The 14,110-nt window shown below is 77.1% G+C and carries 12 protein-coding genes; 6 read left to right on the top strand and 6 right to left on the bottom strand.

Features of this window, described 5'->3' with window-relative positions; genetic code table 11:
* Nucleotides 1–552 precede the first annotated feature (552 nt).
* The 3 genes from D459_RS0129595 to D459_RS0129575 form a co-directional block, all read right to left on the bottom strand.
* On the bottom strand, nt 553–1,734 hold the full coding sequence (locus tag D459_RS0129595; protein WP_017596610.1) for a JmjC domain-containing protein: 1,182 nt from the start codon (nt 1,732–1,734) through the stop codon (nt 553–555).
* 518 nt (nt 1,735–2,252) lie between these two features.
* Nucleotides 2,253–4,319, bottom strand: a complete 2,067-nt coding sequence (locus tag D459_RS0129580; RefSeq protein WP_338044467.1) for a prolyl oligopeptidase family serine peptidase — start codon at nt 4,317–4,319, stop codon at nt 2,253–2,255.
* A 170-nt stretch (nt 4,320–4,489) separates the two neighbouring features.
* Entirely contained in the window at nt 4,490–4,972 is a 483-nt protein-coding gene (locus D459_RS0129575; RefSeq protein WP_017596606.1) for an Lrp/AsnC family transcriptional regulator, read from the bottom strand.
* Nucleotides 4,973–5,132: 160 nt separating this feature from the next.
* Between D459_RS0129575 and D459_RS0129570 the strand changes: the two genes are divergently transcribed.
* Nucleotides 5,133–5,789: a LysE family translocator gene (locus D459_RS0129570; RefSeq protein ID WP_017596605.1), complete on the top strand. Its 657-nt coding sequence runs from the start codon at nt 5,133–5,135 to the stop codon at nt 5,787–5,789.
* Between the two features lie 47 nt (nt 5,790–5,836).
* On the opposite strand, the gene D459_RS33300 is transcribed toward D459_RS0129570, so the two are convergent.
* On the bottom strand, nt 5,837–6,604 hold the full coding sequence (locus D459_RS33300; protein WP_241485158.1) for a 4'-phosphopantetheinyl transferase family protein: 768 nt from the start codon (nt 6,602–6,604) through the stop codon (nt 5,837–5,839).
* Nucleotides 6,605–6,907: 303 nt separating this feature from the next.
* Between D459_RS33300 and D459_RS0129560 the strand changes: the two genes are divergently transcribed.
* The 5 genes from D459_RS0129560 (at nt 6,908) to D459_RS0129540 (ending at nt 11,097) form a co-directional block, all read left to right on the top strand.
* Complete coding sequence (locus D459_RS0129560) at nt 6,908–7,666, top strand: DeoR/GlpR family DNA-binding transcription regulator (RefSeq protein WP_026120874.1); 759 nt, start codon at nt 6,908–6,910, stop codon at nt 7,664–7,666.
* A gap of 138 nt (nt 7,667–7,804) precedes the next feature.
* On the top strand, nt 7,805–9,019 hold the full coding sequence (locus D459_RS0129555) for an MFS transporter (protein ID WP_017596602.1): 1,215 nt from the start codon (nt 7,805–7,807) through the stop codon (nt 9,017–9,019).
* Nucleotides 9,020–9,121: 102 nt separating this feature from the next.
* Nucleotides 9,122–9,319 carry a hypothetical protein gene (locus D459_RS0129550; protein ID WP_026120872.1) on the top strand — a complete coding sequence of 66 codons (198 nt, stop codon included), beginning with the start codon at nt 9,122–9,124 and terminating at the stop codon, nt 9,317–9,319.
* 133 nt (nt 9,320–9,452) lie between these two features.
* Nucleotides 9,453–10,259, top strand: coding sequence for a DeoR/GlpR family DNA-binding transcription regulator (locus D459_RS0129545; protein WP_017596600.1), 807 nt, complete (start codon nt 9,453–9,455; stop codon nt 10,257–10,259).
* 61 nt (nt 10,260–10,320) lie between these two features.
* Complete coding sequence (locus D459_RS0129540) at nt 10,321–11,097, top strand: polyprenol monophosphomannose synthase (protein WP_017596599.1); 777 nt, start codon at nt 10,321–10,323, stop codon at nt 11,095–11,097.
* Nucleotides 11,098–11,258: 161 nt separating this feature from the next.
* Here D459_RS0129540 and D459_RS0129535 read toward each other — a convergent pair whose 3' ends face one another.
* The gene (locus tag D459_RS0129535; RefSeq protein ID WP_017596598.1) at nt 11,259–11,969 is read right to left on the bottom strand and encodes an FAD/NAD(P)-binding protein; all 711 of its coding nucleotides are present in this window, start codon (nt 11,967–11,969) and stop codon (nt 11,259–11,261) included.
* 604 nt (nt 11,970–12,573) lie between these two features.
* Nucleotides 12,574–14,106, bottom strand: a complete 1,533-nt coding sequence (locus tag D459_RS0129530) for an MFS transporter (RefSeq protein WP_026120871.1) — start codon at nt 14,104–14,106, stop codon at nt 12,574–12,576.
* Nucleotides 14,107–14,110 lie beyond the last annotated feature (4 nt).

The following is a 14,110-nucleotide window of genomic DNA, read 5'->3' as shown; positions in this document are numbered from 1 at the left end:
GAACGCGGCGCCCGGCCCCCTCCCGCCCTCGCTGCCCGCTTGAACCCTCGCTCTGCGGGGTGCTGCGCCGGACCGACCGGCCGGTCCCCCACCGCCGCCTTCGCTGCCTGCTTGGACCTGCACCCGGTGGGGCGCCGCGCCCGGGCGACCGCCTTCGCCCCGCCCCTACCCGTGCCGTCGCCGCTGGCCCGAACCCCGACCCCGCGAGGCGCCGCACCGGACCGACCGGCCGGTCCCCCACCGCCGCCCTCGGCGCCTGCTTGTACCTCCGCCCCGTGAGGCGTTGTACCCGGCTGGAGTGGCCGGCCCCGCCCCTACCGCTGCCGTCGCCGCCCGTCTTGACCTTCGCTCTGCGGGGCGCCGCACCGGACCGACCGGCCGGTCCCCCACCGCCGCCCTCGCCGCCCGCTTGAACCCTCGCCCCGTGGGGCGCCGCGCTCGGGTGACCGCCTTCGGTCCACCAGCGTCGGCGGTGTGCGGCCGGTTCCGGTACGTCGAAGGCCCCGGTGGGGGCCGGGGCCTTCGGGCGTCCGCCGACGGCGGGCGAGGGGGTCAGCGGAGCAGGACCAGGTGGTGGCGGACCAGGGCGCGCAGGATCGCTTCGGTCGCCTCGGGGGAGGTGCCGGAGCGTTCGGCCAGTTCCGCCGCGCTCAGTTCGCGGTCCCGGGCCAGGACGGCCAGGACCGGTTCGGCCGAGGCGGGCAGGCGGTAGCGGCGGCCGGAGACGGCCACCGTGATCCGGTCGCCGTCGCGCTCGACCGGCGGGGCGAGCAGCGGGACGAACTCCACCAGGGACCCGGGGCCGATCGGGGCGTCCTCCTCGACCGCCGCACGCAGCGAGAAGGACTGCCGGCGCGGGAAGCGGGCGTCCCGGTCGGCGAGGAAGCCGTCCACGCCGTGCTCTTCGGCCAGCTCGGCCAGGATGCGGACCAGCCGGTCGTGGTGCTTGCGGCGGTCCTCGGCCGCGGAGAACCGGGGCAGGTCGCGCCGGAACACCTCCTCCTCGAAGAGCCGCTCCACCAGGGAGCGCGCCCAGTCGATCCCGGTGGCGCGGGTGAACCCGAAGGTCAGGTGGGCGCTGACGCCGCCGGTCCCGGTGACCGTGTGCCACCATCCGCGCGGGACGTGCAGCACGTGCCCGGGGCGCAGCATCCCCTCCCACACCGTGTCCTCCGGTGCGGTGTGCGCGTGGTCGGAGTCGACCTTCATCGGGTACGGGCGGCTGCCCTGGCCGTGCACCTTCCAGGCCTTGGTGCCGATCACCTGGACGATGAAGGTGTCGTGGTCGTCCCAGTGGGTGTCGAAGCCGTGCGAGTCCCCCCAGATCAGGTACAGGTTGGCCTGGGCGCGCTCGCGGACCAGGCGCATCAGGTCGTCGGCGGCCGCGCGCACCGGCGGGTGCAGCCGGTCGATGCTGTCCAGCACCAGGCTGGCCCCGGCGCGCAGCTCCCGGTAGAGCCCTTCGGGCCGGACCACCCGGGTGGTGGAGCGGGACAGCTCGCCGGTGGCGGTGTACCGGTCGGCCGGGACCGGCGAGCCCTCGCGGTGCAGCCGCAGCCGGGGCGGGGCCAGCGGCCGGGTGGTGAGGATCTCGTCCAGGGCGTCGAAGTCGAGCAGCGGGCGCACCGCCTCCTCGCCGATGTCGGCGAAGATCACGTCCTCGGAGATGCGGGCGGCCAGGTCCTCCCGGCCGACGGCGCCGCGCACGGCGCCGGTGAACAGGGCGTCGGTCATCGGACCTCCCCCGGGGCGGCGGGCCCGCCGGCGCGGGCGGGGGCCCGGCCCTCCGCGGCGCGGTGCGGGGGGCGGGGCCGGCGGGCCCGGTCCCGCAGGCGGTGCCGCGGTGTGCTGAGCGAGAGGCAGGCGGGCACAGGGGCTCCTTCCAGGGCTGGGGAGTCCGGGGCCGGGCCGGCGTGCGGCCCGGCCCCGGTGCGGGAGGGGCCGGTGCTGCGGCGCCTCCCGCGGGTCCGCGCGGAAGGCGCCGCCGGGGCAGGGGCCCGCCCCGGCGGCGCTCCGGTGGCTCTCACCGGATCGTGGGTCGGTCCGTTCTCGGAACGGGGCGGCGGGCGCCGCCGGTGCTCAGATGAAGTCCGAGCTGCCGTCGGTGCCGTCGCTGTCCCCGCCAGCGGTGATGTCGCGCGAGGTCACCTCGGTGAGGTCCTCGACCTCCACCTCGATCCGCTCGTTCGGCTCCATCGCTTCCCGTCCTTTCCTCGTCGGTTTCGGACTCCCTGCCCGGGCGGGCAGGGGCTTCAGGGGCCCGGCGGTCCCGGGCGCGGCGGCAGCCCGGTCCGGGCCGCGGCGAAGGCGTGCGCGTCGGCGGCCAGGTCCACGGCGCGGGACACCGCCCGGGCGCCGTGGCCCACGTCGCGCTCGTAGCGGAGCAGCGCCGGGGCGCCCGCGCCCTGCAGGGCCGCGCACATCTTGCGCGGGTGCTCCGCGCCGGTGCGGGTGTCGGAGTGGAACCCGGTCAGCAGCACCGCCGGGTGGTCCGGGCCGGCGTCCTCCAGCACGGCGTGGTACGGCGAGTAGGCCATCAGGGCGGCGAAGTCCTCCGGGTCGGCGGCGGTGCCGAACTCGCGGGTCCACATCGCGCCCAGGCCGAACCGCTCGAACCGGGCCATGTCGGCCAGCGGCGCCGAGGCGATCACCGCCGCGCACATCCCCGGGCGGAGCGCCGCGGCGGCCAGCACCAGCAGCCCGCCGGCCGAGCCGCCGGACAGGCAGAGCCGGTCCCGGGTGCAGTGGCCCCGGGCGACCAGGGCGTCGGCGGCGGCCGCGAGGTCCTCCACCGAGCGCATCTTGTTCCGGCGGGCGCCGAGCCGGTGCCACTCCCGGCCGCCGTCGCCGCCGCCGCGCACGTGCGCCACGGCGTACCGGCCCCCGGCGCGCAGCCAGGCCAGCACGGTGGCGCTGAACCCGAACATGCGGGGGCGGCCGAAGCCGCCGTAGGCGTGCAGCAGGGTGGGGCCGGGCCGGCCGCCGCCGTCCGCGGAGAACAGGGTGACCGGAACCCGGGTCCCGTCGGCGGACCGGCCGTGCAGCACGGTCCGGCGGACCCGGGCGGCGGGCTCGGGCGGCCGCCGCCCCGGGCCGGGCGGGGGCCAGGCGGAGGGGCGCCGCGCACCGGGGGCGAGCAGCCGGACGGTCTGCTGGGTGGAGACGTCGGCGTAGCAGAACCGCGCGCCGCCCGCCCCGTCCTGCTCCAGCTCGGAGACCATGCCCTCGCCGGGCGTCTCGACGGTGCGCAGCGGGCGGCCGTCCCGGGCGTCGTGCGCGGTCAGCGTGCTGATGCCGAGCCGGGTGCGGGCCACCAGCAGCTCGGGCCGCTCGGCGGTGCCGGCGGCGGCGAACCCGTCCAGGGTGGCGCCGGGGTCCTCGGGGACGACCTCGCGCCAGTGCTCGGGGCCGGGGGCGGCGGGGGCGGCGGCGCAGATCCGGCGGCGCTCCGCGCCCAGGGTGGTGCGCAGGTAGAGCAGGCCGTCGGGGCCGAGGTCGACCGAGGTCTCGGCCTCCGCGCCGACCTGCAGCGGCGCCCAGTCGGGGCGCTCGGCCGCGCCGGGGGCGGAGACGTCGGCGAGCCAGAGGTCGTTGCGGTGGCCGGTGCCGTGGCTCTCGGTGGCGAGCAGCAGCCGGCCGCCGAGCAGCCGGACGCCGGGCACGGTCCGGGGGGAGGCGCACCGGCGCACCAGCGCGTCGGGGACCGGCGCGGGGCCGCCGGCGGCGACCCGGTGCAGCCACAGCCCGCGCACGCCCGCGCCGTCCCGGCGGACGTAGTAGAAGGCGTCGCCGAGGCCGGCCTCCGGCGGGAGCCAGGCGACGTGGGTGTAGCGCAGGCCGGTGAGGGGCTCCTCGACCGGGCGGCCGGTGGCCGCGGACAGCACCCGCAGCGACCCGCGCTCGGTGCCGCCGGTGGAGGTCTGCACGGCGACCAGGCGGCCGTCGGGGGAGGGCTCCCAGGCGTCCAGGGTGGTGCGGCCGCCGGGGTCGGCGGCGGCCGGGTCGAACACGGTGCGCGCCCGGTCCGGGTCGGGGCCCTCGAAGGCGAGGATGCGCGGGTGCTCCGCGCCGGCGGGGCGCAGCGAGGCGAACACGGTGCGGCCGCGCCGCCGGGGCGGCGACCACAGGTCGCTGTCGACCAGGCGGCGGATGTCGGCGGCGAGCCGGTCCCGCAGCGGCCACCCTTTGAGCGCCGCGGCGAACTCGCGCCCGCGCTCGTCCAGCCAGCGGCGGGTGGCGGTGCTCTCGGGCTCTTCGAGCCAGCGGTAGGGGTCGGGGACGGGGCGGCCGTGCACGGTGTCCACCGTCGAGGCGGGCACCGCCGGGGGGACCGGGGCGCTCACCGGGCGGCCGGCCGGGGACTGCGGGCGAACCGGGCTCTGCGGACGATTCGGCTACGCACCATCACATGGTTCAAGCGGTGCGTGACGCCGGTCAAGTGAGGAATCGCTGTCCTCGGGGCAAGGCCGGCCTCGCCTCGGGGACAGGGTCAGTCCGCGGGGGCGCCGGGCGGGAGCAGTGGGCCGCCCTCCCATTCCTGGAACACCAGCATCGTCTGGATCTGGTGGATCTCCGGCCGGGCGGTCAGCTCGTCGACGATGAGCCGCTGCAGCGCGCCGACGTCGGCGCAGGCGACCAGGACGAGGAAGTCGGCCGCGCCGGCGATGTTGTACAGCGCCCGGGTCTCCGGCTGGGACAGGATGTGCTCGGTCAGCGGCTCCAGCACCTCCCGGCTGTGCTGGGTGCGCAGAGTGAGGAAGGCCTGGACGGGCAGGCCGAGCGCCTCGGGGGAGACGCGCAGCCGGTAGCCCTCGATGACGCCGGCGGCGCGCAGCCGGTTCACCCGGTCCAGGCAGGTGGAGGGGGCGACGCCGACCTCGGCGGCCAGGTCGCGGTTGGTGATCCGTGCATCGTTCTGCAGGACCCGGAGAATCCGCAGGTCCACCGGATCCAGATCGACATTCTGCGGCATCCGTCGAATATATCACGGCGATTTGGTTTTGATCTCGGTGGTCGTACATAATTACTGCTGCTGTTTCGTTCATCGGCCGGAATCGACCGGCCTGTTCCGTGAATCCACCGGCGCGGGGGCGCCGGAGCGGAACCGAGGGGAGAGGGGGCGCGGCACAGTGATGCCGCTTCCGGAGCACCTGGGCGGGTTCGCCGCCACGGCGACGCTGATGGCGGTCCTTCCGGGACCCGACTTCGTACTGGTGACCCGCAATACCGCGCGCGGCGGGCGCCGGGCCGGCCTGGGGACGGCGGCGGGATCGGTGACCGGAATCGCGGGCTGGGCGGTGCTGGCCACCGCGGGCCTCGCCGTCCTGGTCACCTCGCACCCCGAGGTGCTCCGGGTGCTCCAGCTGGCCGGTGCCGCCTACCTGACCTACCTGGGGGTGAGCGCGGTGCTCGGGCTGTGGCGGGCGCGCCGGGCCCGGAAGGCCGGCCTGGAGGCCCCCGACGGGCCCCAGGACGCCGGCCCGGGCGCCTCCCGCGGCGGCTCCCCGTTCCTGCAGGGGCTGCTCAACAACGCCCTGAACCCCAAGCCGGCGGTCTTCTTCATCACGGTGGTCCCGCAGTTCGTCACGGCCCCGGAGGCGGCCACCGCGCAGACCGCGCTGCTCGGCGCGGTCTCGGTGGCGGTCGTGGTCGCCTGGTGGCTCGTCTACGTGCTGGGCATCAGCACCCTGGCGGAGTTCATGCGCCGCCGCCGCGTCCGCCAGGGCATCGAGCTCACCGGCGGCGTCGCGCTCACCGCCTTCGGCGTCGCGCTGGCCCTGGCGGCCTGAGGCCGGGTGCGGGGGCGGACCCGGTTCCGCCCCCGCACCCGGCGGGGTCAGCGCGGCGGGGCCTCCCCGGCGGGGCGCGCGGCCGGCAGCGGGGCGGTCCCGTGCACGGTGACGGCGACCGGCGCGGAGGTGAGGACCGCGAGCGCGGCCCGGTAGCCGGGGCCCGCGTCCAGGTCCTGCAGGCGGACCCGGTCCAGCGGGGGAGCGCCGGGGGTGGACCAGGACAGCACGCGCGGCGGCCCGCCGGGGGGCGAGACGGAGACGCCGGTCAGCCCGCCGTAGATCCCCTCGCCGGACGCCTTGAGCAGGGCCTCCTTGCGGGCCCAGTAGTCGTGGAAGGCGAGGGCGGCCCGCTCGGCGGGCAGCGCGGCCAGTGCCGCGCGCTCATCCGGGGCCAGCACCATCTCGGCCAGCCCTTCGACGTCCCGCCGCTCCGAGACCTCCTCGACGTCGACGCCGACCGGGGCGCCGCGGGTCAGCGCCACCGCGACGCGGTCGCCGGAGTGGCTGATGGACAGCTCCAGGCCGGCCGCCGGGCCCGCCGGGCGGGGCTTGCCGTGCGGTTCGCGGTCCTCCTCGCCGTCGCAGTGCGGGCACTCCAGGGTGAAGGCCACCTCGGTCGGGCCGCAGCCGGCGGCTTCGGCGAGGACCAGCCGGGCCAGCGCGTGCGCGACGGCGTAGCGGTCCCGGTCGGCGGCGCGCCGGAAGCGCCCGTGCCGGGCGCGCTCGGCGTCGTCCAGCAGTTCCAGCAGGGCCGGGTCGGACTGGGCGGGGGAGGCCCACCACACTTCGCATTCAACCGATTCCTCGATCACGGTCCCATTCTGACGTCCTCCCGGCTCCGGAGGACCGGGACTCCTCCCATCCGCGCAGCGCGGGTTCCGGCGGGGGCCCGCCTCGGCAGGGGCGCGGTGCCCGCCCCGACCTGCTCCGCAGGCGGGCGAGTCCGCGGGCGCGCCGTGTCCGGCATCGGCCAGGACCCGGTCGCCCTGCCGCGGCCGAGACCGCCGATGGCCGGGCCGAAGGGCGGCGCCCCCGCCGCGGCGGTAGGGGGCGGGAAATCAGATCACGCGTTCGCGAGATTGCGATCTGAACATGTTCGGTGTTTGAATTCACTCATGGACAGTGCGGAACGCGCGGATCTGGTGGTCGCCCGGCTCAAGGACCGGGGCGAGGTGGGCGTGGTCGAACTCGCCGAGGCCACCGGGCACTCGGAGATGACGATCCGCCGCGACCTGGACCGGCTCGCCGCCCAGGGGGTGCTGCGCCGGGTGCGCGGCGGGGCGGTCAGCCTCGTCCCGCGCGGCCAGGAGCCGCCCTTCGGGCTGCGCGAGCGCCAGGCGGCCGACGCCAAGCGCCGCATCGCCGCCGAGGTCGGGGAGATGATCCCCGCGGGCAGCGCGGTCGTCCTGGACTCCGGTACCACCGCGGTGGAGATCGCCCGGCTGCTCAACGGCCGCCCGGTCACCGTCATGCCGCTCTCCCTGCAGGCGGCCCAGGCGCTGGAGCCCTCCGCCGAGACCAGGGTGCTGATGCCCGGCGGGGAGGTCCGCGCGGGCGAGCTCAACCTGCACGGCCCACTCGCCGAGGCCGCGCTGGCGGCGGTCCGGTTCGACGTCGCGGTGCTCGGCTGCTGCGGGCTGTCCGCCTCCGACGGCCTCACCGCGCACGACCTCGCCGACGTCGCGGTCAAGCGGGCCGCGATGCGCTCGGCCCGGCGCACCGTCGCGGCCACCGACTCGACCAAGATCGGCCACGTCACGATGGGCCACGTCTGCCCGGTCGGCGACCTCGACGCCCTGGTCACCGACACCGGCGCGGACGAGGAGGCGCTGGCCGAGATCCGCGCGGCCGGGGTCGCCGTCGCCACCGTCTGAGGGGCGCTCCGGCTCCGGGGCGGCGGGTGCCACCGGCGGCCCCGCTCCGGGGTTGCAGAGGGAAGAGAGGCGGGCCGGCGGTCCCGGCGCGCCGGCGGTCTACGAGGAAACGTCGTTCGAGGGTCCGGAGGTGGCCGAATGGTGTCCGAGGCGTCCCAGGCGCAGGCGGTGGACGCGGCGCGGCCGGCGGGTGAGCTGCGCAGGGCGCGGCTGGCCGTGCTGGCCTACTTCTTCATCGCGGGGGTGGTGCTGGCGACATGGGCCTCGCGCATCCCCGAGGTCAAGGCGCAGGTCGGGATCGGTGACGGCGAGCTGAGCCTGGGCCTGCTCGGGCTGGCCGTGGGGGCGCTGGCGGCCATGCAGGTCGCGGGCCGGGCGACCGACCGGTTCGGCAGCGCCGCGCTGGTGGTCCCGGCCGCGGTGCTCGGCAGCCTGACCCTGGCCGGCCCGGGGCACGCCCACTCGCTGGCGGCGCTGTTCGCCGCGCTGTTCGCGCTCGGCGCCGGGCACGGGCTGATCGACGTGCCGATGAACGTGCACGCCGCGCGGGTCGAGCGCGCCTACGGTCGTCCCATCATGGCCTCATTCCACGCCGCGTTCTCCATCGGTGGATTCGCCGGAGCGGGGATCGGCGCGCTCAGCGCCTTCGCCGGGATCGGCCCGGCCGCGACCTTCTGGACCGTCGCCCTGGTCCTGGCGGTGCTCTCCGCGGCGGCCCGGCGCGGCCTGCTGCCCGGCCCGGACACCGCCCCGGCCGCGCCGGAGGACGGGGCCGGGGCGGACGCCGGTCCCGCCCCCGGCCTCCGGCCGAAGGTGCTGCTCTTCGGGCTGGTGGCGTTCGGCGCCTTCGTCGCAGAGGGGGCCGCGGTCGACTGGACCAGCGTCTACCTGCACGATGTCGCGGGCGCCTCCGGTGCGGTCGCGGCCGCGGGCTTCGCCGTGTTCTCCGCGCTGATGGCCGCCGGCCGGCTGGTCGGGGACCGGCTCAGCGCCCGGTTCGGGCCGGTGGCACTGGTGCGCGGCTGCGGGCTGCTGGCCGTGTCCGGCCTGGGCCTGGCGCTGCTGGTGCCGCACCCCGCGGTCGCGCTGGCCGGGTTCGGGCTGATGGGCGCCGGGCTCTCCTGCGTGGTGCCGCAGGTGTTCACCGCGGCCACCTCCTACGACCCGCGCCGGGCCGGCCGCGACCTGGGGCTGGTCGCCGCGGCCGGCTACGTCGGACTGCTCAGCGGGCCGGTCGCGATCGGCGCCGTGGCCCACCTGGTGGACCTGCGCACGGCGCTGCTCTTCCCGGCGGTGCTGATCCTGTTCGCGGTCGCGGTGGCGGGCGCGCTCCGGATCCGGCCGGCCGGCTGAGCCCCGGGCGGGAGCGCTCTCCCGCACCCGGTGCCGGAGGAAGGTGTGACCGGGGTCTCCGCTGGGAATCCGTAAAGGTGACCACCCGGTTTGGAGGCCCCCGTGTCCCTCATGGCCCTCTTCGGTTTCGGATCCCTGGCCGCGCTGGCGGTCCTGGCGGTCGTGTTCATCATCGCCGTGGTCGCAGGGGCGGGCAGTACGGCGGAGGCCGAGGGCTCCGACCCCGCCGACCCGGTGGACGCCCCCGACGAGGAGGCCATCGACGCCGCGTTCCAGGCGCACGGGGTGCACATCGGCTGACCTCTGCTCCGCGGACGGCCCCGCGTCGCCCCCCGGCCCGGGGACGGCCCGCGGCCGGGGCGGGGCGGTGCCCCCTCCGTATCCTCGCTAGGCTGCGTGCGCCGGAGAAGCGGTGAGGAGCGGAGTGGGGACCATGGCCGAAGAACCGAGGCCGTCGTTCGCGGCGGAGCGCCGCGAACGCATTCTGGAACTGGTCCGCGCCAACGGCGCCATGGCCCTCCGCGACATCGCCACCAGGGTCAGCGCCTCGGAGGTCACCGTCCGCCGGGACGTCCGGGCGCTCGAGGCCGAGGGTCTGCTGGACCGCCGGCGCGGCGGCGCGGCCCTGCCCGGCCGGCTCGGCCCGGAGCAGAACTACACCCGGATGACCGGGCAGGCCGCCGCGGAGAAGCGGGCCATCGCGGCCGCCGCGGCCCGCCTGGTGGAGGACGACGACGCCATCGCGCTCGGCCCCGGGACCACCGCCGAGGCGCTCGCCCGGGAACTGACGGGCCGGGCCAACCTCACCGTGGTCACCACGTCGCTGCCGGCCGCCGAGGTGCTCGCCGCCGCCCCGGGGGTGGAGGTGGTGATGGCCGGAGGCACGCTCAACGGCCCCAGCCGCGCCCTGGTCGGCGCCGGCGCGGAGGAGGCGCTGTCCCGGCTGCGGGTGCGCCGCGCCTTCCTGTCCGGCAACGGCGTCACCGCCGAGCGCGGACTGAGCAACCCCAACCCCGCCGTCGCCGCCGTCGACCGGACCCTGGTCTCCATCGCGGAGGAGGCGGTGGTGCTGGCCGACAGCAGCAAGATCGGCACCGACACCATGGTGCAGACCGTCCCTCCCGAGCTCATCGCGCACCTGGTCACCGACAACCGCGCCGACCCGGAGGTCCTGATGACCCTGGAGGACACCGGCACCCTGGTCCACATAGCGATCCTCGACACGGACCGGGGAGAATGACCCTTCCCGCCGGGGACCGCACCCCCGGCTCCGCGACCGCCGATCCCAGGAGGCCCTCCCCATGCCGACTCCGGTGACCCTGCCCGACCCGTGGGCCCGGTCCAACGTGGCCGTCGTCGTACCGACCTACAACGAGGCGGAGAACCTGCCGGTCCTGGTCGGCGAGCTGATGGCGCTGGGCCTGCCCGGGCTGCGGGTGGTGGTGGTCGACGACGCCTCCCCGGACGGCACCGGGGAGGTGGCCGACAAGCTCGCCGCCGACCACGGGACCGCCAGGGTCACCGTGGTGCACCGCACCGCCAAGGACGGGCTGGGGCGGGCCTACGTCGCGGGCATGACCCGGGCCCTGGAGGACGGCGCCGACCACGTCGTGCAGATGGACGCCGACCTGAGCCACCCGACCTTCTACCTCCCCCAGCTGCTGGGCACCCAGCTGTCCACCGGGGCCGGCCTGGTCATCGGCAGCCGCTACGTGGCCGGCGGCAGCCTGTCCGAGCGGTGGAACCTGCGCCGCAGGATGCTCAGCGGCTGGGCCAACGCCTACGTCCGGGCGATCCTCACCATGCCGGTGCACGACGTCACCGCCGGGTTCAAGATCTGGCGGGCCGACGCGCTGCGCGCCCTCGACCTGCAGAGCATCCGCAGCACCGGATACAGCTTCCAGGTGGAGATGCACTTCCGCGCCTACCGCCGCGGGCAGAAGATCGTCGAGATCCCCATCCACTTCGAGGACCGCCAGGAAGGCGTCAGCAAAATGGACCTGGCGGTGCAGATCGAATCGGCGCTGCGCCCCTTCCGCCTCCGCGCCGACGAGCGCTCCGACCGCCGGCGCGGCTGACCGGGCCGCCCGCAGGACAGAGCCGCCGGGGCGGAGGGCGGGGAGGGGCGGAGGCGCCCCGGCCCTCCCGGTGATCCCTCCGCTCCCGGCGCGGACCGGCCGTGCGCGCGGGCGGTCGGAGCGCTCGTCGGCCGGCACCGGGGACGAGGCCGCCGGCGCGGTCAGCGGCGCCCGGAGCGCAGCACCGTGTCGGTGATCAGTCCGGCCAGCAGCTCGGCCTGCTCGCCGGCCCGGGCCGGCCCGGAACCGGGGTGGTCCCGGCGGACCGGGCCGACCGCGAACAGCCGCCGCTCGGCCCGGCCGTCCGGGCCGAGCACCGCACCGCGCGGGCAGGTGTCCAGCCGGGCCCGGGAGGAGGGCGGCCGGGGCAGCCGGGTCGCGGGAAGGGAGCCCGCCCCCGGATCGCCGGTGGCCAGGACGGCCGCGGCCGCGTGCAGCATGCCGCCCGCGGCCAGGGAGACCGCCACCGCCCCGCCCTCCGGGGCGGCCCGCAGCACCCGGTCGGTGCGGAGCGCCACCACCGCGTACGGCTCCGCCCAGGCGGCGGTCTCGGAGAGCGTCTCCGACAGGTAGTCGCCGTAGACCCGGCACGGCAGGAAGGTGCCCGGACTGCAGGGCAGCCCGGAGCGCCGGGCCCACTCCAGCAGGTGCGCGGGGCGGTCGGGCAGGGCCGACATCACCCGGGCGGGCGCGTCCAGCCGGCCCCGCCGGGCGAGCGCCGCCCCTCTGCCGTGCCGCCCGTGCTCGTCGGCGATCACCAGCCGGTACTCCAGGCGCAGCCAGGTGGTGGAGCGGAGCAGCGCGACGGCGGCCAGCGTCGCACTCGCTCCGCCGCCGGCGAAGACGATCAGCGGCGGCCCGCACCCGTTCATGCGGCGAGTCTAGGCGCCGGGGCCTGCGCGCAGGGGAGGTTCGGACCGGAGCGGCCCGGGCGCGCCGAAGGCCGGCCGCGGCCGGCGCGATGGCGAGCAGGAGGAGGGGAGCGGGGAGGGCGAGGGCGAAGAGTGCGTCCATGCCCCCGAAGGTAGGGACCGGCGGCACCCGGCGGCAGGGCGATCTCGCCCCCTGTGGAAACCCCCCTGTGGACGGAGACGGCCTGTGGACGGGGCCGGGCGGCGACCGCCCCCGCCCGCCCTGCGCGGAAGAGCGGAAGAGAGGCCCGGGCCGGGCCCCTGCGGTCCGCCGGCCGGACGGAGGAGGAGAACCGCCTGCCCGGTGGCGGGGCCTTCGCGGGGCGAGAGAGGGCTCGCCGTGGGGCCGGGGGAGGGCGGCGGCCGGTCCCCTTGGGAGCGGGGAGGCCCTGGAATGCGGCCGCTGGGCGGGGAAGGAGATCCGTTCGGCTCCGGGGCGGGGCCTTCGCGGGGCGGGAAGGGGCCGCCATGGGCGGTACGGGTGCTGGCCGGTCCCCCCGGAACGGGGAGGCTCCGGGCGGCGGGAACCGGGCGGTTCGGCCGGGGCGGGGAAGGCGGCGGCCGATCAGGGGTTTCCGGGGCGGCCGGGGGCTTCCGGGCCGCTCTGGGCGGCGGTGCCGGCCGAGGAGCCGGGGCAGGCGGACATCGGCGGACCGGAGACGCCGCAGAAGGGGCGCTCGGGGGACGGGGCGGGGCCGCCGTCCCGGCGGAGCAGGAGCAGGGCCAGCAGTCCGCCGCCGAAGCTCACCGCGGCGATGATCAGCATCGACGGCCCGAACCCGCCGGCGATCCCGGCCGCCCCGCTCACCCCCGCCGCGGCGGGGACCGCGGCCACCCCGACGAGCTGGGCCGCGCGCGCCACCGTGTTGTTCACCCCCGAGGCCACCCCGGCGTGCCGCTCCGGGGCCGAGGAGAGCGCCGTCGCGGTCAGCGGCGCCACCGCGGTGGACAGGCCCAGCCCGACCACCACCACGCCCGGCAGCACGTCGGCCAGGTAGGTCGAGTCGGCGGAGAGCCGGGAGAGCATCACCATGCCCACCGCGACCAGCACCGGGCCGACCGACATCTGCACCCGCGGGCCGATCCGCTCGGCCAGCCGCCCCGACTGCCCGGACAGCAGCAGCATCAGCACCGTGATCGGCAGCGACGCGGCACCGGCCTGCACCGCGGAGTAGCCCATCACCTCCTGCAGGTAGAGCACCAGCAGGAAGAGCAGCGGCCCCAGCGCCCCGTACATCAGCACCGTCACCAGGTTGGTGGCGGTGAACCGGGCGGAGCGGAAGACGCCCAGCGGCAGCATCGGGTGCGCGCTGCGCCGCTCGACCGCGATGAAGGCGGCCAGCGCCACCGCCCCGAGCACGCCCGCGGCGGCCGGCAGGGCCGGCGGGACCGCCGCCGCGCCCGCCTCGATCAGCGCGTAGGTGGCCGCGGCCAGCGCGAGCATCGCCAGCAGCGCACCGGCGTAGTCCATCCGCGGCGGCGCCTGCGGGTCCCGGGACTCCGGCAGCCTGCGCCAGGCGATCAGCAGGACCACCGCGGCCAGCGGCAGGTTGATCAGGAAGATCAGCCGCCACGACCCGATGTCCACCAGCCAGCCGCCGAGGAACGGGCCGATCGCGGAGGCGACGCCGGTCAGCCCGGACCACGCGCCGATCGCGCGCGCCCGGTCCTCTCGCCGGAAGCCGGCCTGCAGGATCGCCAGGCTGCCCGGGGTGAGCAGCGCCCCGCCCACGCCCTGCAGCACCCGGCCCGCGACCAGCAGCTCCAGCGTCGGCGCCGCCGTGCACAGCGCGGACGCCGCGGCGAACCAGGCCACCCCGGCGGCGAACAGCCGCACCCGCCCGAACCGGTCCGCCAGCGAGCCGCTCAGCAGGATCAGCGCGGACAGCGTCACCATGTAGCCGTTGGCGATCCACTGCAGACCGGTCACCCCGGTGCCCAGGTCGCGCTGGATCACCGGCAGTGCCACGTTGACCACGGTGGAGTCCAGGAAGGCCATCCCGGACCCGAGCACGGTGGCGGTCATCGTCCAGCGCGCCGCCGGGGTCCCCCAGGCGATCCCGCCCGGCCGCTCCGGGCCCGCGTCCTCCTCGGCCATGCCG

It is taken from the genome of Nocardiopsis potens DSM 45234 (assembly GCF_000341105.1).
Taxonomy (GTDB): Bacteria; Actinomycetota; Actinomycetes; order Streptosporangiales; family Streptosporangiaceae; genus Nocardiopsis_A; species Nocardiopsis_A potens.
Note: the sequence above shows the minus strand (reverse complement) of the source record. Positions and strands in the feature narration are given on the sequence as shown.

Excerpts from the sequence above, each read along its gene's own strand:
- D459_RS0129595 (WP_017596610.1), bottom strand. The coding sequence starts at position 1,734 with ATGACCGACGCCCTGTTCACCGGCGCCGTGCGCGGCGCCGTCGGCCGG.
- D459_RS0129575 (WP_017596606.1), bottom strand. The coding sequence starts at position 4,972 with ATGCCGCAGAATGTCGATCTGGATCCGGTGGACCTGCGGATTCTCCGG.
- D459_RS0129570 (WP_017596605.1), top strand. The coding sequence starts at position 5,133 with ATGCCGCTTCCGGAGCACCTGGGCGGGTTCGCCGCCACGGCGACGCTG.
- D459_RS0129560 (WP_026120874.1), top strand. The coding sequence starts at position 6,908 with ATGGACAGTGCGGAACGCGCGGATCTGGTGGTCGCCCGGCTCAAGGAC.
- D459_RS0129555 (WP_017596602.1), top strand. The coding sequence starts at position 7,805 with ATGGTGTCCGAGGCGTCCCAGGCGCAGGCGGTGGACGCGGCGCGGCCG.
- D459_RS0129545 (WP_017596600.1), top strand. The coding sequence starts at position 9,453 with ATGGCCGAAGAACCGAGGCCGTCGTTCGCGGCGGAGCGCCGCGAACGC.
- D459_RS0129540 (WP_017596599.1), top strand. The coding sequence starts at position 10,321 with ATGCCGACTCCGGTGACCCTGCCCGACCCGTGGGCCCGGTCCAACGTG.
- D459_RS0129535 (WP_017596598.1), bottom strand. The coding sequence starts at position 11,969 with ATGAACGGGTGCGGGCCGCCGCTGATCGTCTTCGCCGGCGGCGGAGCG.
- D459_RS0129530 (WP_026120871.1), bottom strand. The coding sequence starts at position 14,106 with ATGGCCGAGGAGGACGCGGGCCCGGAGCGGCCGGGCGGGATCGCCTGG.